This is a genomic window from Microcoleus sp. LEGE 07076, assembly GCF_015207455.1.
Classification (GTDB): Bacteria; Cyanobacteriota; Cyanobacteriia; order Cyanobacteriales; family Microcoleaceae; genus Microcoleus.
In genome coordinates this window covers 1-25,283 of the sequence record NZ_JADEWV010000004.1, presented here as the reverse complement: position 1 = coordinate 25,283, position 25,283 = coordinate 1, and the positions used below count along the sequence as shown (strand labels likewise).

At 44.9% G+C, this 25,283-nt stretch carries 21 protein-coding genes, 1 tRNA gene and 1 CRISPR repeat array; of the genes, 11 read left to right on the top strand and 11 right to left on the bottom strand.

Annotation, left to right across the window (positions count from 1 at the left end):
• The first annotated feature begins 368 nt into the window (after positions 1-368).
• Positions 369-848 carry a YqhA family protein gene (locus IQ270_RS01250; RefSeq protein WP_193971183.1) on the top strand — a complete coding sequence of 160 codons (480 nt, stop codon included), beginning with the start codon at positions 369-371 and terminating at the stop codon, positions 846-848.
• A 549-nt stretch (positions 849-1,397) separates the two neighbouring features.
• Positions 1,398-2,117 (top strand): methyltransferase, encoded by a 720-nt coding sequence (locus IQ270_RS01245; protein WP_193971181.1) that lies wholly within the window; start codon positions 1,398-1,400, stop codon positions 2,115-2,117.
• Positions 2,118-2,300: 183 nt separating this feature from the next.
• Here the strand turns inward: IQ270_RS01245 and IQ270_RS01240 are convergent, their stop codons facing one another.
• From IQ270_RS01240 to IQ270_RS01230, 3 genes are all read right to left on the bottom strand, one after another.
• On the bottom strand, positions 2,301-3,401 hold the full coding sequence (locus IQ270_RS01240) for an iron-containing redox enzyme family protein (protein ID WP_193971179.1): 1,101 nt from the start codon (positions 3,399-3,401) through the stop codon (positions 2,301-2,303).
• A gap of 179 nt (positions 3,402-3,580) precedes the next feature.
• A complete protein-coding gene (locus tag IQ270_RS30560) occupies positions 3,581-4,882 on the bottom strand; it encodes a sterol desaturase family protein (RefSeq protein ID WP_228055986.1) in 1,302 nt (433 codons plus the stop codon).
• A gap of 15 nt (positions 4,883-4,897) precedes the next feature.
• Positions 4,898-5,857 carry a type IV pilin-like G/H family protein gene (locus IQ270_RS01230; protein ID WP_193971177.1) on the bottom strand — a complete coding sequence of 320 codons (960 nt, stop codon included), beginning with the start codon at positions 5,855-5,857 and terminating at the stop codon, positions 4,898-4,900.
• A gap of 273 nt (positions 5,858-6,130) precedes the next feature.
• On the opposite strand from IQ270_RS01230, the gene IQ270_RS01225 reads away from it, so the two are divergent.
• Positions 6,131-6,691 carry a Uma2 family endonuclease gene (locus tag IQ270_RS01225; protein ID WP_193971175.1) on the top strand — a complete coding sequence of 187 codons (561 nt, stop codon included), beginning with the start codon at positions 6,131-6,133 and terminating at the stop codon, positions 6,689-6,691.
• A 113-nt stretch (positions 6,692-6,804) separates the two neighbouring features.
• On the opposite strand, the gene IQ270_RS01220 is transcribed toward IQ270_RS01225, so the two are convergent.
• Positions 6,805-8,181 (bottom strand): AAA-like domain-containing protein, encoded by a 1,377-nt coding sequence (locus tag IQ270_RS01220; RefSeq protein ID WP_193971173.1) that lies wholly within the window; start codon positions 8,179-8,181, stop codon positions 6,805-6,807.
• 358 nt (positions 8,182-8,539) lie between these two features.
• On the opposite strand from IQ270_RS01220, the gene IQ270_RS01215 reads away from it, so the two are divergent.
• The 6 genes from IQ270_RS01215 (at position 8,540) to IQ270_RS01190 (ending at position 14,686) form a co-directional block, all read left to right on the top strand.
• Positions 8,540-9,079 (top strand): NfeD family protein, encoded by a 540-nt coding sequence (locus tag IQ270_RS01215; protein WP_193971171.1) that lies wholly within the window; start codon positions 8,540-8,542, stop codon positions 9,077-9,079.
• 97 nt (positions 9,080-9,176) lie between these two features.
• The gene (locus IQ270_RS01210) at positions 9,177-9,737 is read left to right on the top strand and encodes an SPFH domain-containing protein (RefSeq protein WP_193971169.1); all 561 of its coding nucleotides are present in this window, start codon (positions 9,177-9,179) and stop codon (positions 9,735-9,737) included.
• Positions 9,738-9,879: 142 nt separating this feature from the next.
• Positions 9,880-10,395 (top strand): type IV pilin-like G/H family protein, encoded by a 516-nt coding sequence (locus IQ270_RS01205; RefSeq protein ID WP_193971167.1) that lies wholly within the window; start codon positions 9,880-9,882, stop codon positions 10,393-10,395.
• Positions 10,396-10,502: 107 nt separating this feature from the next.
• The gene (locus IQ270_RS01200) at positions 10,503-11,006 is read left to right on the top strand and encodes a type IV pilin-like G/H family protein (RefSeq protein WP_193971165.1); all 504 of its coding nucleotides are present in this window, start codon (positions 10,503-10,505) and stop codon (positions 11,004-11,006) included.
• A 19-nt stretch (positions 11,007-11,025) separates the two neighbouring features.
• On the top strand, positions 11,026-13,542 hold the full coding sequence (locus IQ270_RS01195; RefSeq protein ID WP_193971163.1) for an AAA-like domain-containing protein: 2,517 nt from the start codon (positions 11,026-11,028) through the stop codon (positions 13,540-13,542).
• Between the two features lie 85 nt (positions 13,543-13,627).
• Positions 13,628-14,686, top strand: coding sequence for a potassium channel protein (locus IQ270_RS01190; RefSeq protein ID WP_193971161.1), 1,059 nt, complete (start codon positions 13,628-13,630; stop codon positions 14,684-14,686).
• A 90-nt stretch (positions 14,687-14,776) separates the two neighbouring features.
• On the opposite strand, the gene IQ270_RS01185 is transcribed toward IQ270_RS01190, so the two are convergent.
• Both IQ270_RS01185 and pyk read right to left on the bottom strand, forming a co-directional pair.
• Positions 14,777-14,848 (bottom strand) — tRNA-Thr (locus IQ270_RS01185).
• A 195-nt stretch (positions 14,849-15,043) separates the two neighbouring features.
• Positions 15,044-16,831 carry a pyruvate kinase gene (gene pyk, locus IQ270_RS01180; RefSeq protein WP_193971159.1) on the bottom strand — a complete coding sequence of 596 codons (1,788 nt, stop codon included), beginning with the start codon at positions 16,829-16,831 and terminating at the stop codon, positions 15,044-15,046.
• Between the two features lie 466 nt (positions 16,832-17,297).
• Here pyk and crtR point away from each other — a divergent pair, with 466 nt between their 5' ends.
• A complete protein-coding gene (crtR, locus tag IQ270_RS01175) occupies positions 17,298-18,188 on the top strand; it encodes a beta-carotene hydroxylase (protein ID WP_193971157.1) in 891 nt (296 codons plus the stop codon).
• A gap of 564 nt (positions 18,189-18,752) precedes the next feature.
• A CRISPR array of direct repeats spans positions 18,753-19,833; the repeat unit is 36 nt; unit sequence GTTTCAATCCCCTCTCGGGGAAGTGGTAAAGGAGAC.
• A 387-nt stretch (positions 19,834-20,220) separates the two neighbouring features.
• Here the strand turns inward: crtR and aroH are convergent.
• On the bottom strand, positions 20,221-20,628 hold the full coding sequence (aroH, locus tag IQ270_RS01170) for a chorismate mutase (protein ID WP_193971155.1): 408 nt from the start codon (positions 20,626-20,628) through the stop codon (positions 20,221-20,223).
• 275 nt (positions 20,629-20,903) lie between these two features.
• A complete protein-coding gene (sppA, locus tag IQ270_RS01165) occupies positions 20,904-21,722 on the bottom strand; it encodes a signal peptide peptidase SppA (RefSeq protein WP_193971153.1) in 819 nt (272 codons plus the stop codon).
• A 365-nt stretch (positions 21,723-22,087) separates the two neighbouring features.
• Between sppA and IQ270_RS01160 the strand changes: the two genes are divergently transcribed.
• The gene (locus IQ270_RS01160) at positions 22,088-23,158 is read left to right on the top strand and encodes a DMT family transporter (RefSeq protein ID WP_193971151.1); all 1,071 of its coding nucleotides are present in this window, start codon (positions 22,088-22,090) and stop codon (positions 23,156-23,158) included.
• Positions 23,159-23,171: 13 nt separating this feature from the next.
• Here the strand turns inward: IQ270_RS01160 and IQ270_RS01155 are convergent, their stop codons facing one another.
• The 3 genes from IQ270_RS01155 to IQ270_RS01145 form a co-directional block, all read right to left on the bottom strand.
• A complete protein-coding gene (locus IQ270_RS01155) occupies positions 23,172-23,591 on the bottom strand; it encodes a PIN domain-containing protein (RefSeq protein WP_193971149.1) in 420 nt (139 codons plus the stop codon).
• Entirely contained in the window at positions 23,588-23,878 is a 291-nt protein-coding gene (locus IQ270_RS01150) for a hypothetical protein (protein ID WP_193971147.1), read from the bottom strand. The genes IQ270_RS01155 and IQ270_RS01150 overlap by 4 nt, the downstream gene beginning before the upstream one ends.
• Before the next feature lie 82 nt (positions 23,879-23,960).
• Complete coding sequence (locus IQ270_RS01145) at positions 23,961-25,100, bottom strand: AAA family ATPase (protein ID WP_193971145.1); 1,140 nt, start codon at positions 25,098-25,100, stop codon at positions 23,961-23,963.
• Positions 25,101-25,283: the final 183 nt, after the last annotated feature.

Here is a 25,283-nt window from a genome sequence, read left to right as displayed (position 1 = left end):
ATTATTGTGGAACAGGCCCGAGAGTCTGTTTTTGACTATCTTTTTAGGAGATGTCTACTGAAATGCGCTTGGTTTGACTTTCGCCGTCAACTCCGAAGGCTAACTCAGGGCTATCGGAGTCTAAATCGTGTGATCTGAGATTAACCAGCAGCAGAACGTCTAAGGATCGTGAATTAAATAATTTACACATATTTGTGGGACGGGCGGGAGAGCCCATCCCACAAGAATAATAAAAATTTTAAGTTATTTAATTCTCATTCCTAAGCATAATTACTTGTGAGTGCGATCGGGCAAACCCTGATATAGTAAAGCCAAAGGTACGCCACAGAAAGGTTGTTCTCTAACAAATTTTCCACCGGACATCAACTATGCTGCATCGAATTCTTGCCAAAAGTCGGTATCTAATGTTAATTGCTGTAATCGGTTCTTTTGCAGCTTCTGTGACGCTTTTGATTTACGGTGCCCTGGAAACTATCACTACGATCGCGCACACAACTACAGGATCGATTTCCAGTGAAAACTCAAAAAAACTGATTTTGTCCTGTGTGGAAGTTGTAGATTTGTTTCTGTTAGCCACAGTATTTTACATTACGGCACTCGGACTTTACGAGCTGTTTATTGATGAGCGCATTAAAGTACCCATCTGGCTGGAAATTCACACCATCGACGACCTCAAAACCAAACTCACCAGCGTGATTGTCGTCGTATTGAGCGTATTGTTTCTCGCGGAGGTAGTGAGGTGGAACGGCGCGACTAACATCCTTCCCCTCGGAGCAAGTATCGCTTTAGTAATAGCTTCGCTGACGTATTTTCTGAGTTCGCAGGTCAAAAAAACCAAGTCTGATTAATCCATGTTTTAGCGGGTAAATTACCCACACTTTGCTGAACCAGCCACCAAAACATTTATGTTTACGGTGGCAATAATTTAAATATTACATCTGTCCTAAGATTGAGATAAGTTTTGTCTTAAAAGGCCTTTTAGAGAGAGGAAGTTAGTTGTTTATAGTAGATAAGATAGAATTAGTTTTTAATAATTGAAGACCATTATGTCCGAACAGCAATTTGACACATTACCTTCACAAGCACAAGAATTTCCCCAAGGGGCGCAGCAAATTTTTTAGGCTACTTTTAAGAGCGCTACCGAGTAACATACCCTTTTTATGCTGTAGCAAAAGTGCGTCGCTCGGCTATTCGCCATCCGCGGTATTTGTTTGTGGAGCCGCACCCTAGACAGTCATGGACGATCGAGGGGTTTTTTCCCGGATTTAGTATGAAGTCCTAACTGCAAACCCAGTAGTGTATGGATGACTGATAATTCAAAAAATAGCTCTTGCGACAGATGGCTGCACTATTAATTATTCGATATTTTGAAAACAGTAAACTTTGTTACAGAATTTATGCTCACTTCATCCACTCCTCTAAAACAGGTATTCCACTGCCCGGAAGAATCGGATTTTTACTCGCACTGCTTGGAAAGTTTAGTGTTAAATGCCAGCGACAATTCTCGACTTATCGTAGAGTTTGGTTCTGGTGAGGGAAGTCCAGTTATTAAGTCTTTGCTGAGAACAGATTTTGACGGGGAAATACAGGGATTTGAGCTAAATAATGTAGCTTGGAAAATTGCTCAGTCTCAAATTAAGCAATATCAACTCAGCGAAAAATACAAGGTCAACAATTGTTCTTTTTTTGATTCGCCTTTATACGATTCGGCGGATTGTATAATCTCGAATCCGCCTTATTTGCCTGCGGTGGATAACAAGATTTATCAACCGCTGTTGCACGGCGGGAGTGATGGTTCTACAATTGCTAGAAAACTTTTATCTTTGGGCTGCGACCAAGTTTTGCTGATGGTTTCTAGCTATTCTAATCCTGTGGGTTTGATCGATTATGCTTTGGAACAAGGCTACTCGGTGGCGAATTTTGAGATTGCACCTTTAAATTTTGGCTATTACAGTTCGGAACCAAAGGTGAAAAGCGCGATCGCCAGTCTCCGCAAACAGGGAATGGCTTTTTATTCGGAAAATATCTATCTGCTGGCGGGTGTTTTGTTTAAGCAGCAGCAAAAGTCGCAAAGAGATTTGTCGATCGAGCTAATTCAATTAATGACTGCTTTTTAAAATACAGGTTGGGTTGGGTGCATCTGAGATGTTGCACCATTGTCAGCAACAGGCTGTCCGGCCTGTTCCACAAGAAATACACTCTTTTAGGAACAGGCCGGACAGCCTGTTCCTCAAAGGCTTATTGAGAACGGTGCAATATCTAGGGTGCATCAGTCTCTGACGCACCCTGCGAGATAGCTGTTAATTTTGTTGTGCGGCTTGGATCGATCGCACCACAGCAGCCCCAGCCCGATCGCCGATCGACTTCTCCTGATCGTAGCCCAACACCAGTTCCCACGCTTCCTGCGGGTATTTGTCAGCCAGCGGGATCGCCACTTCATCAAGCATCCAGCGCCCGTGACGTTCGTCTTCGCGGATGTGCAGTTCCCAGTAACCCATTGCAGCTTGCGAGAGGTTCAGCCGCTTGGCGGCGGCGAGATAATTGCGGTAAGCGACGGGCCCGGCTACTTCAAAATAGGTGAGTCCGCCGTTGTAGCGCAGAAAATGGCGCTTGCGTTCGGTAAGCAAGAAGTTGTGGTTGATGCTGGCGAGGACTTCCCAAGGTACTAAATCAAAGTAGGCTTCGGGTTCCGTGCTCATGCCGAATTCTGCCAGCATTTGGGCAAAATAGGTGGAGTGCTTGCGGGCTAAGCGACCGCCGCCGTATTCTTCGATCAGCACCCGCGTCAGGGTTGACTGAATTTCGTTGCCGGCACCGCCGATGATGCGAGAAACCCGGCTGGCTTCGACTAAACCGTCGAAGGAGGCGATCGCCAGCAGGTGTCTGTATCCCGCTTCTGTCATCTGTTCTCGCAAATAGCGGTCGATCTCGGTGAGTTCTGGATCGACATCGGCGGCGGCGCGATCGCGCAGGGCTTGCTTGACATCCTCGATGTTTTGCAGGGCTGCAACGTCGATTTGGGCGCTTTCCCACTCCTGCCAAGATGCTTCGATGCGATCGCGCACGGAACGCAAATAGTGCGATCGCTCGTTGTTGTAGCGGCGCAAATCGTCGTACCAAAATAAGTTGAGTCTGTTGATGCGGTACAGCACGCGCTGCAAGAAGCGGTGGGCGCTATCGTCGCCGTCCGGTTCCTGATAGGCCTGGCGCAGCGCAAAGGCGATCGCACTTTCAAAATCGCTAACAAGTAACGGTTTTGCAGCCACCGTTTTGTCTAAATCATCCACCTCTAATAAGTTGACAAATTGGCGATCGGCTGCTTCATAATTTGGAAGTGCGGGTTGCTTTTTAGGAAGACTCGGCGAGTCGATTTTGGGGAGTAAGTCTGCGGTATTTTGCATGGAATCAAGTTATGTTAACTCAAATTATTGTGCAGCTTGCCAGCACAGCCAACCGTTGCAGATTGCTGAATATTTTTTTTGCTGCTTATTTTCAAGATACCGAATCATTCACCCCGATACACCTTTCTATTGATAGATATTTTTTAGTTTTCCTTATTCTCTGCTTTTGCTTTAGCTAACTAATTACTTCTGACTGTCTCTGGGAGCGATCGAGTAATTGGCGCTAATATTTCAGCGTCTTGTTTAGCAGGCACAGCTTCCCGCCACGCTGTGATACCGCCAGAGAGGAAAGCTAACTTCAAATTAGTTTTTTGCAATTTTTGGTATGCTTTAACCGATCGCCCTCCCCGCGCACAATAAAGTACAATCGTTGGTTGAGGTTGATTGGATTTGACAATCGATCGAGCAATAGCTTGCACTTGCTTGATACCGAATCCAGCTTCAATGTCAATCAGGGGAACCAGCGGACTTTCACCGATGCGATCTTCTGCGTACTCTTCGGGCGATCGCACGTCAATCAAAATCACCGGTTTCAACTTACCTTGCTGCAATTCGGCAACAGTTACTTGTTGAGAATTCCAACTGGCAATAAAAGTAGGGATGTCCATGTGATTGATTAAAGCCATTACAGTCAAAGAACTAATCGCGATCGAACTCAGACCAAGAATTACAGGTAAGGGGCGAAAATAGCGATCGATACCTAGTTTTAACCTGTTATTTAGCATTTTAATTTTTCTGATAAATGGATAGAGTATTTGTCCGAGATAGCCAGCAGGTATCGAATTAGAGACACCATATCGATCGGGCATTTTTTTTGTTGGCATATAGAGGGTGCCAAATAGTAAATCTAACAGCGGCAACTGAACGGCAAAATTTTTGTTGTGGATTTTAGGACTTTTACTGTGATGCCAGTGATGGAATTGCGGCGTGGCGACGAACCATTTGAGCGGGCCAAACTTGATAGTAATGTTAGCATGAATTAAAAAGGCGATCGCCGCCGAATAAAGAGCATAAACCGCAAAAGCTTCCTTAGTAAATCCCAACCAGTAAAGAGGCATCATTTTGCAAATCTGAGTAAAGAGTTGCTCGCAGGGATGCACCCGCACTGCTGCCAACCAATCCATGTGTTCAATGCTGTGATGGACTGCATGAAATTGCCAAAGCCAGGGTACTTCATGCAGCATTCGGTGAGCAATATAATATGCCATGTCGGAAATTACAATTGCTTCTAAAAACTGCAACCAGATTGGTTGAGAGGCTATTTTGCTTTGCAATTCCGGGTTGAGTAAATCAGTCATCATGGACAAGGTTACAGCCACAACAAGAGCGCCAGCTCTGCCAATAAAGTGACCTGTAAAAAAATAGGTAGCATCGGTTGCCCATCCGAGACGGAATATCTTTTGATTGTGCAAGGAAAAGATTCTTTCGAGGGGCATGAAGATGCAAGTTAAGATGAGGAAACCTTTGACTACTTCTGGCATGATTTTTGTTGATATTTACTTGCTCACTTCCACAGTGCCATCACCACAGACAGGACGATCATTCTCAATGATAGGATCTGGCGGTTGGGTATCCCCCGGAGAATTTGCTTCACACAGAATAGCTGTAGTAGTCTTGTCATTGTTAGCTGCTGGGGAAACAGGTACTAAAAATACAGCCCCGACATAGCTACGAAGATTATTGTTGCGAGATACCGCATAACTAAACGCAGCATTTTTGGTAGCTATGGATGAATAGTTATAGTTGGTTGTCTGAGTTTTAATGCCAAGTCCTAAAGCAGAAATAGAATTGCCAAAAGCACTATTTTCCGCAAAAGAAGCTTCCTGACCTTTGTTCATTGAGGAAACATATTGCTTAGCTTGAATCTGCATGGCTTTATACGGCTTACAACGGGCAAATTCAGGGAGGGCGATCGCACTAAGTATCCCAATAATTATCACAACTACAAAAAAGTCAATAATCCGTGAAGTTCCTCCACCAGATTTATATTCATTTATGGAACGCAAATCTGGCTGATAAGTTTTTGCCACAGATTTAAGCTTTTTTATCGATCGCAAATCTTGCCGATCGACTGTTGCGACAGATTTACGTTGTTTGATAGGTTGCAAATTTGTGCGATCGGTTTTTACCAAAACTTTCAATTTTTGGTTGATTTGATTTAGGTCAAGCTTTTCTCTGGGCTGCGGATCGGTTGTGGCGACAGATTTACGTTCTTTTAGGGGTGGCAAATCGGGCCACTCGGTTGTGGCGACAGATTTGCGTTCTTTGAGGGGTTGCAAGTTTGTGCGATCGACTGTGGCGACAGATTTAGGTTCTGTGATGGGTTGCAAATCTTGCCGATGGCTTGTAGTGACAGATTTACGTTCTTTGATGGGCCGATCGGGTTGATAAGTTTTTACCGAAGCTTCCGATTTTTGGTTGATTTGATTGAGTTCAGGCTTTTCTTTAAGCTGCATAATAGTTCTCCAAATGTTTTACACCAGAGGTTTTCAGACGATGATTCGTTTGAGGCGATGTGCGATATTCAGCTTTGAAGTAGCGCCTCTTTGACCTTCGATCGAGGATTTGCCAACCTGGGCGATCGCACTTTCTACCTTATTTCTATTAAATCACGTGACTATTTGAGTTCTCATCGACTTCTCATCGACTTCTCATCGACTTTAGACATCACTGGCATTTAATAGCGCTACTGACTATAATTGAATAAATGATTAGAGGAACAGTAAGTTATGGCTGTGCAGTTGCTCAAAAGACTTTTCACAGTAGAAGAATACCATCAAATGTGTAAAGCTGGGATTCTTTCAGAGGGCGATCGCATAGAATTGATAGAAGGAGAACTTGTGCAAATGGCTGCTATTGGAACTCGTCATGCTTCCTCTGTGAGGCGCTTAGCCAGACTGTGCAGCCAAATTCCCGAAAATTTGGCTACTTTTGACGTGCAGAACCCCGTTCAGTTGAGCGATCGCACTGAGCCGCAACCCGATCTAGTATTGTTACAACCTCGCGCCGATTATTATTCAACCGCCCACCCCCTCCCATCGGAAGTTTTACTATTAATAGAAGTAGCTGACACTTCAATAGATTATGACAGAGACGTGAAACTTCCTATTTATGCCCGATCGCAAATTCAGGAAGTATGGATAGTCAATTTACAGGAAAACTGCTTGGAAGTTTACCGCCAGCCGACTGTTAACGGTTACAGTTTAATGCTCAGGTTTTGGCGGGGCGACAAAGTTTCGCCGCTGGCTTTTCCCGAATTTGTAGTTAGTGTGGATTTGGCGATCGGCTAAATAAGGATTATACCATTTTAGATTTTAGATTTTAGATTTGGGAATGACTTAGTGGATATGGGTTTGAAGTTTGCTTAGAGTTGCATTATTTTTTGATTTCAGGATTATTTGCATTATAGCCGATCGCCAAAATACTCCTGATACAACCGACATCTCGCAATACAATCATTTCCCTCCAATTTCACCAACCCCATACTATTTAACTTAAACCCCAATTCTGACCTCAATCGCACTGGCTGGGAAACACTCACAACCTCTCTCATCGCCTCCATCAATTCCGCATATTTATCTAAATTCCACAAATGCCGCCGCAAATGATCGCTGTAAATTCCCGCTTCAGTAGCTGAAGATTTCACCAACTGATTTAAAGTCACATCTTGACGCGCAATATGATACATTCCCAGCCGCACTAAATAAGGATTTCCGCCTACTAAACCCATTAATTCGGCAATGTCCTCCGCACTCCAATTCAATCCGTGCCGCAGTGCCAAATCTTGCACTTGCTGCCCATCAAACTCCGGCAATTCGATCGGCAATCCCACATTAAACGGCGATTTATTCACATCCAGTGGGATATAAACTTCTGTAGAATGCACTACAATTAAGCGAAACTTTTTCCAGATATCTCGCCGCTTGGCTTCTTCGTGCAAAGCCCGCAACAATCCAAAAAAGTCGTCGGCAATTTCCGGGCATTCAAACAGGCGATCGCACTCATCCAAACCCAATGTCAGAGGCGCTGACGATTCTGACAGTAAATACTGTTCAAAGAAAGCCTTGCAGCACTGATTGCTGCCAATTAAATCTGCTAATTCCCAGCATTTAGGCAACTGTTCCAGCATTTCCAATTCTTGACCGACGCTAGCACAAAACCACTGCAAAAACGTATCTGAATTAGCAAAAACTCTCCTATTTGCTAATTGAAAACTCAGCGCTACTGTCCGAGAACCTTGCTGTTCTGCATGATGCAAAATCCGCGCCATTAAAGAAGTTTTGCCCATCTGTCTGGGAGCTTTGATGCGGATCAGCGCCCCCGGTTGGAGGACGGTTTCATAACAGCGAGATTCGATGGGAGGGCGATCGATATAAAAATAAGAAGCTAAATCTACTTGTCCTCCCGGCAATTCTGGTGCGGCTGCTGGCAAGGGTTGAATTATTGACTGTTTTGTGGTAGGAATATTGCTTAAATTGACAGCTAATTCATGGCCTGGACTGGATTGGGCGATCGCAATTTTTGCAGATATTGGCAACACCTCATCGAGCGCCGATTCCGCCTCAAAATCGGCTATATCGCGCCATTCCTGGCCCAATCCGCGACAAATTTCGATGAAATTGGCATAATCCACAGGTTTGCCATTCAGGAAATGACTGACAGTAGATTGGGCTATCCCTAAATCCTCAGCCAAGATTTTCTGACTGGGGAAGCCATTTCTCAGCAGAGACGATTTAATTGCGGGAATGCACTGGAGACGCAGCCTGAGCGATCGAGGCATTGCTTATAACGATCGAGACACTAAAACCATCATAAATGCCACCGTCCCCAAAGTCGATAAAAAGTCGATGAAAAGTCGATTTAAGACTCAAATATTGAGAAATATCGTTGTTACGGCAAGTCTAGATCCCCCTAAATCCCCCTTAAAAAGGGGGACTTTGAACACTTCCGGTCCCCCCCTTCTTAAGGGGGGGCTAGGGGGGATCGAAATCTAGTAGTCTTGCCAAGATTCTGTAACTACTCCTAAAGTCGATGAAAAGTCGATGAATTCTCGAAGAAGTCACTCACGAACTCAAATAGCGGCCTGATTAGATGAGAAATAACAAGGTTGAATCGCATCAAAACGAGGTAAAAGCATTGTGCATTCTCTCCTAATTTGGTCGCTAGCGTTAGCCACTAATCAACCGGGTTTCGCTTTCACACCGCCGATGTTTTGGTTGCTGCTAGGGGTTGTACTAAGTGCGATCGATCTATTTATCCAAAAAACTCAGCCCCAAAGATACAGGTTTTACGCGCTGATGATGGGAGTTGCTGCTCTAATTTCATCCTTTATTTTGTGGAGAGGATCAGTAGCATTTCAGTTTGATTGGGCGAACGTAATGTATGAAGATTTTGACTGGCAGATATCCTACTGGATGGGAATTTCTCTCGCCCTAAGTATCTGGATTAGACCGATTTTCATTGTTCGCAAAAAGTTTGTAATTCCCGAAGCCACCGCAGCCACAACTATCTCCGAAATTTTATCGGGAGAAATCGGAATGGTGATTTATGAAGGTGCTTCTTGGAAAGCTCGCAATGAAGATTCCCAAGGAATCGCACCCAGACAAAAAGTTTACGTTTTGCGCCGGGAAGGAAACACGCTGATTGTGATACCTGACAGATTAATTAGCAACAGTTAACTGCTTGAGCGGCGATTGAAATCGCTTCTTGTCAAACAAAGTCCGCGCAACGCGAGACTAAGAAATCAACTATCAACTATTTACCAGGAGATTCACTATGTATCAGTATTTTTTGATGGTGTTGTTTGCAATCACTGGAGTATCTTTAGTCAGTAGCGTTAAAATCGTCCGTCAAGGAGATGAAGCTTTAGTTGAGATTTTCGGAAAGTACGATCGCAAAAAACTCGAACCCGGTTTAACATTTCTGATTCCGTTTGTCGAAACAGTCGCTTACAAACAAACTCTGCGCGAGCAAATGTTAAAACTGCCACCGCAACAATGTGCAACTCGCGATCGGGTTTTTGTCACCCTTGAATTTATTGTGTACTGGCGAGTAATTGACTTAGAAAAAGCTTCCTACAAAGTGCAGAATCTCAAGGAAGCGATGTTCAATATGCTGATTCTTTCGATTCGGACTCAGATTGCTCAATTAAGTGTCGAGGAACTTCATACAGCTCGCCATCAACTCAATAATACTTTAGTGGAGGAGTTGGATACAACCACCGATCCGTGGGGTGTGAAGTTTACGAGGGTGGAGTTGCGCGATTTTGCGATCGGCAGTAAAGCGATTAAACCCGAATATTCCGACAAAAAACAAGCACAAAAGTTGCGATATTAGGGATTATTCTTACCTACTCCTCCTCGTTCCTCCTCGTTACCAGGCTCCGCCTGGTGACGCAGATCCAGAGGCTCTGCCTCGCTGCATTTAATTGAGATTTTAGGACTAAAGTCCTGACTACAAACAAAGAGGATGCAATACCATGAGTCCCAAAAAAAATCTGTTATCTAACCTTTCACTTTATCGTTACGAATGCTTGCTGTTTTTAATCTACGTCGGAGTAATTGGCGTGCTAGCTCGCCCCTCATTTATTAATGAGGTAATTCTGGAAATTCCCTCGGAACCAAAACAGTATGTTAGCTCAATGAACAGAGAGCAGAAAGCCTATTTTGCTCAAAAAAATACTTTGGCTAATTCGGTTGAAGCGTTGGGAATAGGCATTCAAACTGAAACCCCAAATTACAAGTATTTAGTTCGCGCCACCAAGCAAGCAGCATTTAATTACGGAGTATCCAAGCACTCAAAAAGTATAAGTTATGTCGGCGGTGTCTTTGTATTTCCTGCTAAAGAAGTTGAGCCAAATGCTGCAAAAGATGAACTCAAGACATTAGCCATATTGTGTAAAGCTGATTCTCCCGGTTCAATTCAACCGCCAGAACCCACTTATCAAAATGGTAAAACTGCTTGCGGTAAAGGCACGACAGCAGTAACAGAATAATCGAATTCTAGGGCGGATAATGACAGCAGATTACAAACTCAAATCGGCATTTAATTCACTTTTTGAGGACTAAAGTCCTTACTACAAACAAATAGGAGACTAATACCATGCGTCAAGAAAATTCTAAGCCAGTTAATGGTTGCGGATGTTTAGTGCTTTTAATGTGCATTGGAGTATTGACCGCGATCGCTCTACCATCTTATCTGAGTAGTGTAAATGGTGGTAAGCAATCGGAAGGCAAACATTATATTAGTTTTATGAACAAAACTCAGCAAGCTAAATTTGCAAAAAAAGGTGCTTTTAGCGATCATATTCCTGATTTAGGACTTGACATTGAAACAAAAACAAAATGGTACAAATATTCAATTCGCGCTACTGATAAGGCAGCCTTTAATTACGGAGTATCCAAGCAAGAAGGACCTAAAAGTTATGTCGGCGGTGTGTTTGTAGTTCCTGCTAAAGCAGTTGAGCCAAATGCTGCTCAAGATGAAATGACAACAACATCCATCTTGTGCGAAACTGATTCTGACGGTACAATTAAACCAGCAGAACCAATTTATCTAAATGGCAAAGTTATTTGCGGTAAAGGCACAACACAAGTGACCAAATAATTCAACTATAGGCAAAATTATGACAGTCGATTACCAATATCAAATCGGCGGCAGTCTCCCGCAAGATGCGCCTACCTATGTGGTGCGACAAGCTGACTCGGAACTTTATCAAGCCCTGAAAGCGGGAGAGTTTTGTTATGTGCTCAATTCCCGACAAATGGGCAAATCTAGTTTGTTGGTGCGAACTGTACAAAAGCTCTCGGCTGATGGCGTTGCTTGTGCTACGATCGACCTTTCGGACATTGGCAACCAGCAAGTCTCCCTCGACAAGTGGTACGGCGGTGTCGCTTACAAACTTTTGTGCAATTTCAACCTGTTTAACGCAGTCGAGTTTATGACTTGGTGGCGGGAGAGAGAATTGATGTCCCCAGTCCAACGTTTAGGAGAGTTAATTGAAGAGTTATTGCTGGTAAAGATTTCTCAAAACATTGTCATTTTTATTGATGAAGTTGATAGCGTTCTCAGTTTCAAAGAATCCCTTGATGATTTTTTTGCCTTGATTAGATCGTGCTACAATAAACGCGCTCACAAATCAGAATATCAGCGGTTGACATTTGTGTTGCTGGGAGTCGCTACGCCGTCGGATTTAATTAGCGATGCCACTCGCACGCCGTTTAATATTGGTCGCGCGATCGAACTTCAGGGTTTTAAGTTACACGAATCTTTGCCTTTGGTCAAGGGGTTTGAGGGTAAAGTTGACAATTATCAAGAAGTTTTACAAGAGATTTTGGAGTGGACGGGTGGTCAACCGTTTCTGACTCAAAAGCTTTGTAAATTGATTGTTCAAGGGCAGGAGTTAGGAAGAAGGACTGAAGTCCTTACTACGAACCGATTGTTGATTGGGGAGATAGTGCAATCTCAGATTATTAATAATTGGGAAGCTGCTGATGAACCAGTGCATTTGAAGACAATTCGCGATCGCCTCCTCAGAAATCAGCACCGCGCTAGTAGATTATTAGGACTATACCAAAAAATATTGCTCGTTTCAGAACCCCCCTTCTTAAGGGGGGCTGGGGGGATCGAAAAAATATTGCCTGTTTCAGAACCCTCCTTCTTAAGGGGGGCTGGGGGGATCGATGCCGATGATACTCCAGAACAAACTGAACTGCGCCTCAGCGGATTGGTGGTAAAACGAGGTGGCAAATTAACGGTAAATAACCGCATTTACGCAGCTATATTTAACCAAAACTGGGTAGAAAAAGCTCTTTGCGACTTGCGGCCCTACGCCGAATCTCTAACAGCATGGATAGGATCGAATTGTCAAGATGAATCTCGATTGTTGCGCGGTCAAGCATTGCAAGATGCGCGAGAATGGGCTGCTGGTAAAAGTTTGAGTACCCAAGATTATCATTTTTTAGCGGCTAGTCAAGAGGCAGAATTTACTCAATTGCGCGATCGCGAACAACTAACTCAAGCAGAAATAGAACTGTTGCGTCGGGAAAAACAGTTATTAGAAGAATTAGCCGAACAGCAAAAACTTAGAAAAGCTACTCAACTTAAACTCTGGCGCGAACAAAGACTTAAAGTACAAATTTTCACGGTAAGTTCAGCATTACTGATTTCTATCTTACTTGTTGCTTTTTGGATTAAACCTTCAATTGAGGAACGAAATCACAAAATCCTGACTCTCAGTTTGTTTTCCGAAACCCTATTTGCAGCGGATAAAAAACCTGAAGCTTTAATCGAAAGCATTAAAGCAGTTCAAGAAATGAACCGATCGCTAGGAGTGACATCAGATATCCAAGTTAGGATTTTAACTGCACTAGAACAAGTTGTTTACAGTTTTAATAAACGCCTAATTCTTTTGAATTCAGCCAATAAGTTAGCTTTGGTTGTTTTTAGCCCAGACAGTCAAATGCTGGCAATAACTAACGAGGATAGGACGATTAAAATTTGGCAGACAAACGGCAGCTTGAAAGCTGTGTTGAAAGGTCATGATGCTCGAATTGTCAAGGTAAGTTTTAGTGCGGATAGTCAGAGGCTGATTTCAGTTAGCGACGATCGTGTAGTTAAAAATTGGCAGGTTGATGGCAAGCTAATTGAAACTTTCAAGCAAGAGAAAAACCAAGTAAAAAATGACGATTTTAAGCAAAACAATCAAATAACTGCCTCAGTCTTAGGCGAGAAAGATGTGAAAATTTTGAGCTCAAACGGTAGACTAATGAGTATGTTTAAACATCCCAGTCAAGTTGCAAATATTAATTTTAGTCCCGATCGCCAAATACTGGTATCGGCGAGTGCAGACAAAATGGTGAGACTGTGGAAAATTGACGGTACATTGCTCAAAACTTTAAAGGGACACAAGAGTGCAGTTTGGAGTGCGAGTTTTAGTCCAGATGGCAAGACTATCGCTAGTGCGGCTGCCGATGGTACTGTGATATTGTGGAATTTGAATGTGGATGATTTGCTGGCGCAGGGTTGTAATTTAACTCGCAATTCTCTTCAGGTTAAGTCGGTGCTTACTGAAAGCGATCGCCACTTGTGCGACGAAATTATAAATCAGCAAAAAGTGCGATCGCCTATCCACAAGCCCTAGCTGGCAAAGATTAATCGATCGCCATAAGTACGCTAAAAATAGCTAAACTTGGTAGCACATAATAGGCAATAGGTGAGCCCGAGCGGTGTATTCTATTCTCGAACAAAAATATCAGCATCTGGAAAAAGAGTTAAGGGGCGGCGCGATCGCCCTGGGCGGAATTTTATGCACCGGTACTCTCTGGTATTGGCAGATCGAAAAATGGTCTCTGCTGGATGCGGCTTACATGACAGTATTTACCTTAGCCACTGTCGGCTACGGCGAAATTCACCCCCTCGGCAGACGCGGGCGAATGTTTACCATGTGCCTGATTTTAATGGGTGTCATGGTGATTGGTTATATCGTTAACCGCTTTACAGAAGCGCTGATCCAAGGCTATTTTCAAGAAGGAGCAAGAATTAGGCAGCAGCACCGTTTGGTAGATTCTTTGGTGGGGCATTACATTCTCTGCGGTTTTGGCCGCACTGGGCGGCAGATTGCCTTGGAATTTGAGGCCGAAAATATCCCTTTTGTGGTGGTAGATTCGGCGGTACAGTCGATTGAGGCTGCTTTGGCGCTGGGATACACAGCGGTGCAGGGAGACGCGACACTCGATGAAACTTTGCTGAATGTGGGGATCGATCGCGCAATTTGCATAGTAGCAGCTTTGCCCTCGGATGCGGAGAATTTATATACTGTGATGTCGGCGAAAACTCTGAATCCGAAGGTACGGGCGATCGCCCGCGCCACCACAGAAGAAGCCGTCAAGAAGTTACAGCGGGGCGGCGCAGATGCTGTCGTATCCCCCTACATTACGGGCGGAAAACGCATGGCTGCGGCTGCTTTGCGGCCTCAGGTTATGGATTTTGTGGACGGCATTTTGACAGGAACCGATCGCTCTTTTTACATGGAAGAATTTCTGGTAGATCCTAACAGTTGCGTGTACGTCGGACAAACTTTGAGAAATGCAAAACTGCGATCGCAATCGGGGGCTTTGGTGTTAGCAATTCGGCAGCGTGAGGGCAATTTGATTGTCGGGCCAACTGGAGAAACGGCGATCGAAGGAGGAGATAGGTTGATTTGTTTGGGCACCGCCGAACAATTGCGCGCCCTGAATCAAATCCTCAGTCCCCTGAGTTTTCGCGTACCGCGGCCGAGGAAATAAAATGAATTAATCAGGACTAAAGTCCTGACTACAAACCTAATTAACCGTTAATTTTATTGCTTTGGTTTGGCAAAAATGGCCCAAACCCAGAGCCGATGGCGGGATTTGAACCCGCGACCGACCGATTACGAATCGGTTACTCTACCACTGAGCTACATCGGCAAGACGACTTTCAATAATAGCACAAATTAAAAAAAAAGCAATGAGTTGTATAATTTTTATTAAAAATTCCACAACTCAGGACTTGAGAAAGCTGGGCTGTAAAAATCCCGTTTGTGCTGAAAAATCTGGCTGACGATCGACTCGCACAGGCCCAAACCTGGTTTTTGATCCCGCAGGCGAACGGCAATAAACTTGTTAAACGGCAAGTTCTCCGTCTGTTGAGCCGGCTATGGCCCCGGAATAAACCAAACCCCGCTGCATATCCAGCGTCAGCATAGTGCCGTCCCGAATTACCCGCATCGCATTCTCCACGCCCACCATCACCGGCACGCCCAAGCGCAACCCGATAATTGCAGCGTGAGAAGTCAAACTGTCCTCTTCAGTCACCACACCGGCTGCTTTGCGAATCATGTCCACAAAATCGGCGCTAGTGCGCTGCACTACCAAAATGTCTCCGGCGTGGAAATTCGACACATCTGCTGCAGTGCGAGCAACTCTGGCCATCCCGCTTACCGATCCCAAACCGACACCGGTGCCTTTGCCTAAAACGGCTGTGACTATCTCAACTTTGATCAAATCCGTCGATCCGGCCACCCCTTGCAAAGTACCGGCGGTCATCACCACTAAATCTCCGTCGGACAATAATTTTTTTTCTTGGGCGACATTGATCGCAGATTGAAATGTCTGGCCGGTGGAGGGCAAATCTAGCACCAACAGGGGTTTGACTCCCCAGACTAATTGCAGTTGTCGGGCTACGTCTACGTGAGGAGTAACTGCCAAAATTGGAGTTTTTGGTCGGAACTTCGAGACGTTGCGGGCTGTCGAGCCGGTTTTGGTCAATGTCATGATGGCGGCGGCGTTTAGCTGTTCGGAGATTTGGCTGACTGCTTGGCTGATGCCGTTGGGGATCGATCGACCAACATCTTCTACATTTCTAATATTCCGCTTAATGCCTTCTCTCTCCATCCGCACCGCAATTCTCGCCATTGTCGCCACCGCTTCGACAGGGAAGTCGCCCACGGCTGTTTCGTTCGAGAGCATCACCGCGTCAGTTCCGTCCAGAATCGCGTTGGCAACGTCGGAAATCTCGGCGCGGGTAGGACGGGGGTTTTTCACCATGCTGTCGAGCATCTGGGTAGCGGTAATCACCGGAATCCCCATGCGGTTGGATGTGGCAATCAAGCGCTTTTGCAAAATCGGCACGTCTTCGGCGGGCAGTTCCACTCCCAAATCGCCGCGGGCGACCATCACGCCGTTGCAAAGGGCGAGAATTTCTTCCATTTGTTCGATCGCCTCGTGCTTTTCGATCTTAGCAATCACCGGTACTTGCTTGCCCGCACTGGCAATCAATTCTTTGATTTCGAGCATATCCTGGGGATTGCGGACAAAGCTCAGGGCCACCCAATCGACACCTTGGTCGAGGCCGAACATTAAATCTTTGCGGTCTTTATCTGTGAGCGCCTTAATTGACAGGTACACTCCCGGAAAATTCACGCCTTTGTTGTTGGAAAGTGGCCCGCCGACGACAACGCGGCAGTAGAGTTCTCCCGCGCCGGGGTCTACTTTTTCCACGCGCATTTCCACTTTCCCGTCGTCTAGCAAAATCAGCGCTCCTTCTGGGACTTCCGAAGCTAGGGGTTCGTAGGTGACGGAGGAAATCAGCTCTGTGCCGAGTACCGGGCGGCTGGTCAAAATGAAAGGAGCGCCGTTTTTGACAGCTATAGAGCCTTTTTCAAAGCGCCCCAAACGAATTTTTGGCCCTTGGAGGTCTTGGAGGATGGCGACTGGCTGGTTGAGTTCAAAGGAGGTTTGCCGGATTAAGCGAATGCTGCGAAGGTGGTCATCTTCTGTTCCGTGGGAAAAGTTGAGTCGCAAAGTTGTAGCACCAGCTTCTATGAGGTTTCGCAGCACTTGTGGGTTGGATGTGGCAGGGCCAATGGTGGCGACAATTTTAGTTCGGCGTAGGGCTTTTGGCAATTGCATCAGCGGTGTTCAGGGGAGGCGGGTGGAAAGACAGTCGGTGGATTTGAGATTTTAGATTAAATGATTGAAGAATCAGAGATTTACTCTACAGATGAATCTGGGAGCGGAAACTCTTAGTCTAAAATTTGGGGCACTATCGCGACTCCTGTCGGAAACTTGTATCCGTTTTTGGTGGGGTCAAGATGCCTCTACTACAAAAACTCTATCATTGTGTCGATCGAATTTGCGATCGGGGGAACTTTTAAATATCCCCTCTACACAAGTTTGTCAAGTTTCGGGTCAAACAATTTAAAATTTGGGATTTGAGATTTGAGAAGCGGCCCCGCGTACCGACGAGTTTGAGTGCACAGAAATCTCAAAACTTTGTGCGCGCCATATTAGATTCAGTTTTTTTACGAAAGTTTACTATTGACAGAGTTGTATCTTATACTACGCAAGGGTGAAATATTAAGGAGTGTTAACAAAGATGTCGGAGGCAGGACGGCCGCTGACAGTGCCGAAAGAGTTTCTGAGTCCTCCCGGTGACTTCAATCCGACGCTGCTGCTGTTTTTGAGTGCCGTGGGGATTATCGGAATTTCTTTTATGGGTTTCTGGTTTTGGGAATGGCCCCAATGGTGCTGTTTTTCATTGAATGTGTTGGCTTTGCACATGGCTGGAACGGTGATTCACGATGCGTCTCACAATGCAGCCCATCGCGATCGCACGATGAATGCTATTTTGGGACACGGTAGCGCCCTGATGTTGGGCTTTGCGTTCCCGGTGTTTACGCGGGTACATATGCAGCATCACGCCCACGTTAACGATCCCGAAAACGATCCAGACCATTATGTTTCGACTGGCGGGCCTTTGTGGTTGATTGCTGCGAGGTTTTTTTACCACGAGATTTTCTTTTTCAAGCGCAAGTTGTGGCGAAAGAATGAACTGTGGGAATGGTTTTTCAGCCGCTTGTTTGTGATTACGATCGTGTATATCTCGATTCAATACGACCATTTAGGTTACGTGTTGAATTTTTGGTTTTCTCCGGCTTTGGTGGTGGGGTTGGCGTTGGGGTTATTTTTTGATTATTTGCCGCACCGTCCGTTTCACGATCGCGATCGTTGGAAAAATGCCAGAGTATATCCTAGTCCAATTCTGAATATCTTAATTTTGGGACAGAACTATCATCTGATCCATCATTTGTGGCCTTCAATTCCTTGGTACAATTACAAGCCAGCTTACGAAGCTGTGAAGCCGCTGTTGGATGAGAAAGGTTCTCCTCAAAGTTTGGGAATATTGGAAGGGAAAAAGGACTTTTGGAGTTTTATATATGACATCTTTTTAGGGATTAGGCTGCATCGCAAGAAAGCCACTGATTAATTAAAACCCGGTTTCTTTGAGAAGCCGGGTTTTTTTGTAGTTTATGAGTTTTGGGACTTACGCATCAAAATCAAAGAAACCGGGTTTTTCGGATTTTTGTCGGCTGTAAGGGTATTCTCGAAAAAACCCGGTTTCTGACACCCTGCGTCAGTTTATCAAGGAGGCGGTTGAAACCGCGTCTACACAAACGATGTCCGCCTGCGCGGACTTTGAAATAATACCAAATCCAGTTTATGAAGGAGGTGGTTGAAACCGCGTCTACACAAACGATGTCCGCCTGCGCGGACTTTGAAATAATACCAAATCCAGTTTATGAAGGAGGTGGTTGAAACCGCGTCTACACAAACGATGTCCGCCTGCGCGGACTTTGAAATAATACCAAATCCAGTTTATGAAGGAGGTGGTTGAAACCGCGTCTACACAAACGATGTCCGCCTGCGCGGACTTTGAAATAATACCAAATCCAGTTAATCTTTAGTCCGCGCAGGCGGACTTTGACTGTGTAGCAGCGGTTTCAACCGCCTGGTGTCTTGGCTATCAGATGCCGAAAAGGCAATCATTAAAGTTTCAATCCCCTCTCGGGGAAGTGGTAAAGGAGACCAGCTAACGACCAAGTTGGAACGTTTGCTACAGGAGTGGGGTTTCAATCCCCTCTCGGGGAAGTGGTAAAGGAGACGGGTCAGACACAATTGTGTGTTACCCATCGGGATTCCGCAAGTTTCAATCCCCTCTCGGGGAAGTGGTAAAGGAGACACGGCACACCCACCATTCTAAATATGGATTCCTCTCTAGTGTTTCAATCCCCTCTCGGGGAAGTGGTAAAGGAGACGGTCTAACAGTTTTTTCCGCATTCCTTGAAGCAGTAGGTGTTTCAATCCCCTCTCGGGGAAGTGGTAAAGGAGACAGTCAAGTTCTGACAACTCAAGTTCTGACAACTCAAGTGTTTCAATCCCCTCTCGGGGAAGTGGTAAAGGAGACTGAACCTATGTCTCTGGAGGAAACCGCAGACCTCTACCGGTTTCAATCCCCTCTCGGGGAAGTGGTAAAGGAGACGAGTGAAAAAATGAGTCAAACGCAAGAAGAAACCCAAAGTTTCAATCCCCTCTCGGGGAAGTGGTAAAGGAGACTTTTATTGACGAGGAAGGCTATGAACCCCCAAATTGTTTCAATCCCCTCTCGGGGAAGTGGTAAAGGAGACCTTGAGTTTCTCGCTTTTAAAACTACTACCTCCCTTGAGTTTCAATCCCCTCTCGGGGAAGTGGTAAAGGAGACCTATTCGATGCTCCTGTCACTCCCTAGTTTCAAAAAGAGAAGTTTCAATCCCCTCTCGGGGAAGTGGTAAAGGAGACTGTTCCCTATCCTGGCCAACAGTCAGGACCTTCTTGTTTCAATCCCCTCTCGGGGAAGTGGTAAAGGAGACAAAATACGGGAATGACGAACCATACCGCAATACTGTTGTTTCAATCCCCTCTCGGGGAAGTGGTAAAGGAGACGATAGCGTGCCTGGGCGCGACGCCCCTGGCGCACCACCTGGTTTCAATCCCCTCTCGGGGAAGTGGTAAAGGAGACTCAACATTTTTGTTTGTAATGCAGGATTCTAATTTAGAGTGTTTCAATCCCCTCTCGGGGAAGTGGTAAAGGAGACTGTTCGTCCAGGAAGCCTTACCCAGAAAGGGTTTCAAGCCTCAAATCGACGCACCTTTTTTTTGTTGTCAATAAGAGGGTAAAATCAGCAATAAGCTCAGTTGCTGGCAAGCCGTAACCCTTGCTATGAGAGTCATCGACGCACCTCAACGAGAAAATCAGGGTTTGACCGATCGCCCGAGGTGCGTCGATTGACATTCTGCGACACTGAAACTAGCTGCAGATCCCAAAAAAAACTATGCAATTTTCAAAATTCTGGAGCGGTTTTTGCAACTCGCACACTCACCAACATACACCTTAACTTGCAACTTGTCAACCCCTTGAGAAAGAAATCTGCCGATCGCCCTTTATGAATTGTCCGGGCGATCGACTTTCACCATCGCCAAATCTACTTTTCCCCAGCCGCAGCCACCGCCAAATTCCAATCCGGCCGCAAATTTTGAGCTCCCCGCAAATAAGGATGATAAATTTCAACCTGTGCCGGCCAATTGACGTGAATCAAGAACCGAATGCAGCGCGGTAAAGAACCCTCAACGTGCATTTGCTGGACATCCAACAAAGGAACATTGCACCAGTGAGGACGTTCGCGGGCGATCGCGGCCGGAAAGATAGCATCTAAATCGCGAGTAGCAGAAAACGTAGCACTAATAATTAATTCTGGATTAATATCATTTTTTGCTTCTAATTCATCTAACAATTCTCTCACCGCTTCTCTAATTGCTGCCACCGAATTATCGCTAGCAGTAGTTGCCCCGCGAATCGCCCGCACTTGCCACTCCACGCCAATATTTTTCATGTTTTTGTTAGTTGTTAGTTGTTAGTCGTTAGTCGTTAGTTGTTAGTCGTTAGTTGTTAGTAGGAATTGGTAATTCGGAATTAGAACCAAAAAATAACAAATAACAAATAACTGCCAACACCCCACTGCCATTAGTTGTTATTCGTTAGTCGTTAGTTATTAGTTGTTAGTTGTCAGTAGTAATTGGTAATTCGGAATTATAACCAAAAAATAACAAATAACAAATAACAAATAACAAATAACAAATAACAACTAACAAATAACTGACTATTAAATCACGGGCGATACAGCCACAGCGGTAAACCGCTAGTAGACATCTCAAATTCCAGCAAATTCTTGTAAGCTGAAATTCCCGATGTATCCAGACTACTCCCCAAGACCCGATTTAGGAAAGGTTTTGGCTTTTCTAGGGTGCAGCATTCGGTTTTTTCCGGGTCGAGGCCGGCGAGTTCGGCTGTCCAGCGGCGAGCGTCCTCTTCTGTTCCGAGCCGATCGACCACACCCAATTCTAAGGCTTGCTGACCGCTAAAAATGCGACCGTCGGCAAAAGTTTTGACTTTTTCAACCGGTAGGGAACGGGCTTCGGCAACGGTTTCCACGAATTGCTGGTAGGTAGTGTCGATTAAGTCTTGCAGAATTTGCTGTTCGGGTTCGGTCAATTGTCGATCGAATGCCAAGATATCTTTATACGGCCCGGATTTAATCACCTCAAAAGAAACGCCGACTTTTTCTAGCAGCCCTTCTATATTGTTACCCCGGATAATCACCCCGATGCTGCCAGTAATTGTACCGGGATTGGAAACAATATGTTGGGCTCCCATGCCGATGTAGACTCCGCCAGAAGCTGAAATATTGCCGAAACTGGCGACTATTTTGATTTTTTCTTGCAAGCGCTTGAGGGCGCTGTAAATTTCCTGGGAATCGCCGACTGTCCCCCCAGGGCTGTCTATCCGCAGCAGCAAAGCGGGAAATTTGCGTTCTTCAACAGTTTTGAGGGCTTCGAGAACTCGTTTGCGAGTTTCTCCGGCAATGGCACCGGTGACTTCGATGCGGGCGATTTGTTTGCGGTAGCGGGGCTTGAATGGCCAAATCATGGGCAGTTTACAGGCAATGTATGAAATTTTGTAGCTAACTTATAGTGTGCCTTATCGATCGGGGTAGATGTTGCGATCGTGTTCGCAACAGGCCCGACAGCCTGTTCTAGATTCTCAGCAACAGGCTGTCGGGCCTGTTCCACCTTGATTTTGTGGAACGGGCATCTTGCCTGTTCTAGATTCTCAGCAACAGGCTGTCGGGCCTGTTCCACCTTGATTTTGTGGAACCGGCATCTTGCCCGTTCTAGATTGCCCGTTCGATCGCACTTAACCCAACATCAATAATATATAATTGTAAAAATTGCTTAACAAATCTACATTATTTTTCTGAGAGCAGCTCTCATCAATCATTTGGAGTCCCCGCCATGCAGCTAAAACTGACCGGTTCTAAACTACCTTTTGCCCCGCTGTTGCTAATTGCGCCGTTTTTCCTGTGGGGAACGGCAATGGTAGCCATGAAAGGAGTCATGCCACACACGACACCCCTGTTTGTAGCATTTGTGCGTTTAGTACCTGCGGGCGTGTTAGTTTTGTTGGCGGCGGCGCTGATGGGAAAACCGCAGCCACAGGGCCCGAAAGCTTGGCTGTGGATTTCACTGTTTGCTGTAGTTGACGCTACTTTGTTTCAAGGCTTTTTAGCCGAAGGTTTGAACAGAACCGGTGCGGGTTTGGGTTCGGTGATGATTGATTCTCAACCGCTAGCTGTGGCGATTTTGTGTTTGTGGTTGTTTCAAGAAAAAATTGGCTTTTGGGGCTGGTTGGGATTAGTAATTGGCGTGATCGGCATCAGTTTAATTGGGTTGCCGGATGGCTGGATTTTGGGGCTGTTTTCTCCTGAAAGCGCGCAGGTTTCTGCGGGTATCGAAAGTGTGTTTCAGGGTGGGGAATGGTTGATGCTGTTGGCGGCTTTGTCGATGGCTGTGGGTACGGTTTTGGTGCGCTGGGTTTGCCGTTATGTTGACCCGGTGGTGGCGACTGGCTGGCACATGATTTTGGGCGGTTTGCCACTGTTGGCAATTTCGGCAGCAACTGAGTCCGAACAGTTTGTAAATATCGATTTTTCGGGATGGATGGCGTTAGCTTATTCTACTATTTTTGGGAGTGCGATCGCCTACGGTTTATTCTTTTATTTTGCTTCCAGCGGCAGTCTCACAAGTTTAAGTTCTCTTACCTTTCTTACCCCGATTTTTGCTTTGCTGTTCGGCAATTTGTTGTTGGGCGAGGTGTTGAATCCGCTGCAATCGATGGGGGTGGGGCTGACTTTGGTGAGTATTTATTTGATTAATCAGAGGGATACTTTGGCGGAAAAATTGGGAAAAGGCCGGAAGAGTGCAGCGAATTCTGAGGAGAAAGTGCAGTTATTAGAGTCGTCGGAGTTGAATGCAGTTGAATTTCCCGTGCAAGTTCGGGCTACAGAATTGGAGTCGGAAGTTTAGGGATTTGGGAAATTTAGGGAGAATTGGTTAACTCTTGAATTAACTGATTTGGAGTTACAATCCTAGGAGTAGTAACCGGAAAATCTCGCGGGTTGCGGGTGACAATGGCATCAATTCGATTGATTACAGCAGTGCTGTACTGAATCGCATCTTCAAAATCCTTGAAGTTGCAAGTTAATGCCATTGAAATAACAGAGTTATCTACTGTTGCGACTTGACAAAATGTGGCTATATGTCTCAAAAACTCAAGCGTTGAATCTCGACTTTTAACTTTACGTATGATGTAGTAAAGGTCGCCAAAAGTAGAGGCTGAAATATAGCCTTCTAGGTGTCCCTGTTCAACAAAGGACAAAACTTGTTCGCTTTCACCAAAAAATTGCTGTCGTTCGAGGGCGATATCTAAGATGATGTTAGTATCTAGCAAGATTTTCATAGATTGTGTTTCTCCTTCAAAGCTTCCCATCTAGCTTCCTCTGCATCGAACTCAGGCGAGACAGGCTGAGTATTCTCAAACCAGGCTTGCAAAGCCTTGATTTTAGTTTTTACTTTTCTTTTGGGATTTGCTTCCTGCGACTCAACTACTAACTCTGGGGAACTGACAACCGCATCAGCTACCGGCCAAACGATGATTTCTACATCTCCCGGCGGCATATTCACGGGTTCCACAACTACCAAGTTGCCAGTTGCATCGATTTTACCTCTAAGTTTGTATGCTTGCATGGTAATCTCCGATAACTATGTTTCTATTATATGACATAAAAATTTGGCAAGTTCCTCTGCAATCAATCCAAAACTAATCATATTAAAAATTCTTAGGAAGTCCGCCGATATAACCTCTCAAAAATGCCTCTGATAATTTCACAAGTTCTTGTCCCTCCAAAGGTTGAGGTTTGAGAATGCCTGTAGCTTTAGTATAGCCTAATTGGTTGCGGGAAATTGCAAACAGCCGCTGTTCATCATCATCTAAATCCAAACCATCCAAAACTGCCGGGTTGTGAGTTGTTAAGATGACTTGTTTATCATTCTTTTTTGCTAGTTCGACTAATTCTTCGATTAATCGGCGGCATAATCGAGGATTGAGGGAAGCGTCAATGTTGTCAATTGCAAAAAAATTAGGCGTGAGTTCGCTAATAAATAAAGCAAAGTAAAATAGCAAAAATAAAAAGCCTTCATTAGAACTTCTTTGGTCAAAGTAAGCTAAATCTGGATCTAAGTATCTATCTTTAATTTGAAGTGAGTTTTGAATACTTGATAAATTTGGAGGAGATTCAAAATCTTGAAACCAATCTATCAGTTGCAGCTTTTTTTGAATTTCATTAAGCTGTTCCTGGTTGTCTGAATTCAAAAATTTTAAAAGTTTAAACAAGCCTTCTCCATTAATCCCTAATGGTTGAATTTGCCCTTCTTTTTCAAAAGTACGTAAGGCGATATTTTCAGGAGAGTAAATGATAAATTCCTGTATTTTAAGTGTTTTGATATTTGTTTTGCGGATAAATTGATATTGTCGATCTCGGCTGTCTAAAAAACTATTATATTCCCAAGCAGCAAGCGGCCTATAGGCTCTTTCTAAATTCCGTTCTTCTTCTGAAATCCCATAGTAAAAATGATTTCTCCATCGAGCATAGGGTGTATTATCGTTATTTAAAATAAACCATATTTTTATTGTGTCATTATTTCCTCTAATTTCAATGCTGATATCTTTATCTAAATTTTCCTTTTCAAAAGCCGATCGCATAAATTGAGGTTCTGTAACTCTGATGCCCCTAGATGCTAAAAACTCGTTATCCAGCTTATCATCTGCCGCCGCAGAAGCAAGGGCGATCGCCTCTAGGATATTACTCTTGCCGCAGCCATTTTCACCAATCAATACAGTTACTCGTCCTAATTCTAGCTTCAGCTTTTGAATGGACTTATAATTTTCGATTCTGACTTCTCCAATCATAATTCAATCCCATATAATCTGAGTGTACTCATTGTATCTGCGATCGCATGGATCTCAAAGAACGTCTGCAGGGCCACCTAATTCAAATTGTACGCGATCGCAACCCATACCTCGCGTCCGCAGGGCATTTCTATGTCCAGCAATACATTCGCGAACAGTTGGGAGAGTGGGGTACTGTAGAAG

What these genes read in the sequence shown, in the direction of transcription:
- IQ270_RS01250 (WP_193971183.1), top strand. Translation starts at nt 369, where the DNA reads ATGCTGCATCGAATTCTTGCCAAAAGTCGGTATCTAATGTTAATTGCT.
- IQ270_RS01245 (WP_193971181.1), top strand. Translation starts at nt 1,398, where the DNA reads ATGCTCACTTCATCCACTCCTCTAAAACAGGTATTCCACTGCCCGGAA.
- IQ270_RS01240 (WP_193971179.1), bottom strand. Translation starts at nt 3,401, where the DNA reads ATGCAAAATACCGCAGACTTACTCCCCAAAATCGACTCGCCGAGTCTT.
- IQ270_RS30560 (WP_228055986.1), bottom strand. Translation starts at nt 4,882, where the DNA reads ATGCCAGAAGTAGTCAAAGGTTTCCTCATCTTAACTTGCATCTTCATG.
- IQ270_RS01230 (WP_193971177.1), bottom strand. Translation starts at nt 5,857, where the DNA reads ATGCAGCTTAAAGAAAAGCCTGAACTCAATCAAATCAACCAAAAATCG.
- IQ270_RS01225 (WP_193971175.1), top strand. Translation starts at nt 6,131, where the DNA reads ATGGCTGTGCAGTTGCTCAAAAGACTTTTCACAGTAGAAGAATACCAT.
- IQ270_RS01220 (WP_193971173.1), bottom strand. Translation starts at nt 8,181, where the DNA reads ATGCCTCGATCGCTCAGGCTGCGTCTCCAGTGCATTCCCGCAATTAAA.
- IQ270_RS01210 (WP_193971169.1), top strand. Translation starts at nt 9,177, where the DNA reads ATGTATCAGTATTTTTTGATGGTGTTGTTTGCAATCACTGGAGTATCT.
- IQ270_RS01205 (WP_193971167.1), top strand. Translation starts at nt 9,880, where the DNA reads ATGAGTCCCAAAAAAAATCTGTTATCTAACCTTTCACTTTATCGTTAC.
- IQ270_RS01200 (WP_193971165.1), top strand. Translation starts at nt 10,503, where the DNA reads ATGCGTCAAGAAAATTCTAAGCCAGTTAATGGTTGCGGATGTTTAGTG.
- IQ270_RS01195 (WP_193971163.1), top strand. Translation starts at nt 11,026, where the DNA reads ATGACAGTCGATTACCAATATCAAATCGGCGGCAGTCTCCCGCAAGAT.
- pyk (WP_193971159.1), bottom strand. Translation starts at nt 16,831, where the DNA reads ATGCAATTGCCAAAAGCCCTACGCCGAACTAAAATTGTCGCCACCATT.
- crtR (WP_193971157.1), top strand. Translation starts at nt 17,298, where the DNA reads ATGTCGGAGGCAGGACGGCCGCTGACAGTGCCGAAAGAGTTTCTGAGT.
- aroH (WP_193971155.1), bottom strand. Translation starts at nt 20,628, where the DNA reads ATGAAAAATATTGGCGTGGAGTGGCAAGTGCGGGCGATTCGCGGGGCA.
- sppA (WP_193971153.1), bottom strand. Translation starts at nt 21,722, where the DNA reads ATGATTTGGCCATTCAAGCCCCGCTACCGCAAACAAATCGCCCGCATC.
- IQ270_RS01160 (WP_193971151.1), top strand. Translation starts at nt 22,088, where the DNA reads ATGCAGCTAAAACTGACCGGTTCTAAACTACCTTTTGCCCCGCTGTTG.
- IQ270_RS01155 (WP_193971149.1), bottom strand. Translation starts at nt 23,591, where the DNA reads ATGAAAATCTTGCTAGATACTAACATCATCTTAGATATCGCCCTCGAA.
- IQ270_RS01150 (WP_193971147.1), bottom strand. Translation starts at nt 23,878, where the DNA reads ATGCAAGCATACAAACTTAGAGGTAAAATCGATGCAACTGGCAACTTG.
- IQ270_RS01145 (WP_193971145.1), bottom strand. Translation starts at nt 25,100, where the DNA reads ATGATTGGAGAAGTCAGAATCGAAAATTATAAGTCCATTCAAAAGCTG.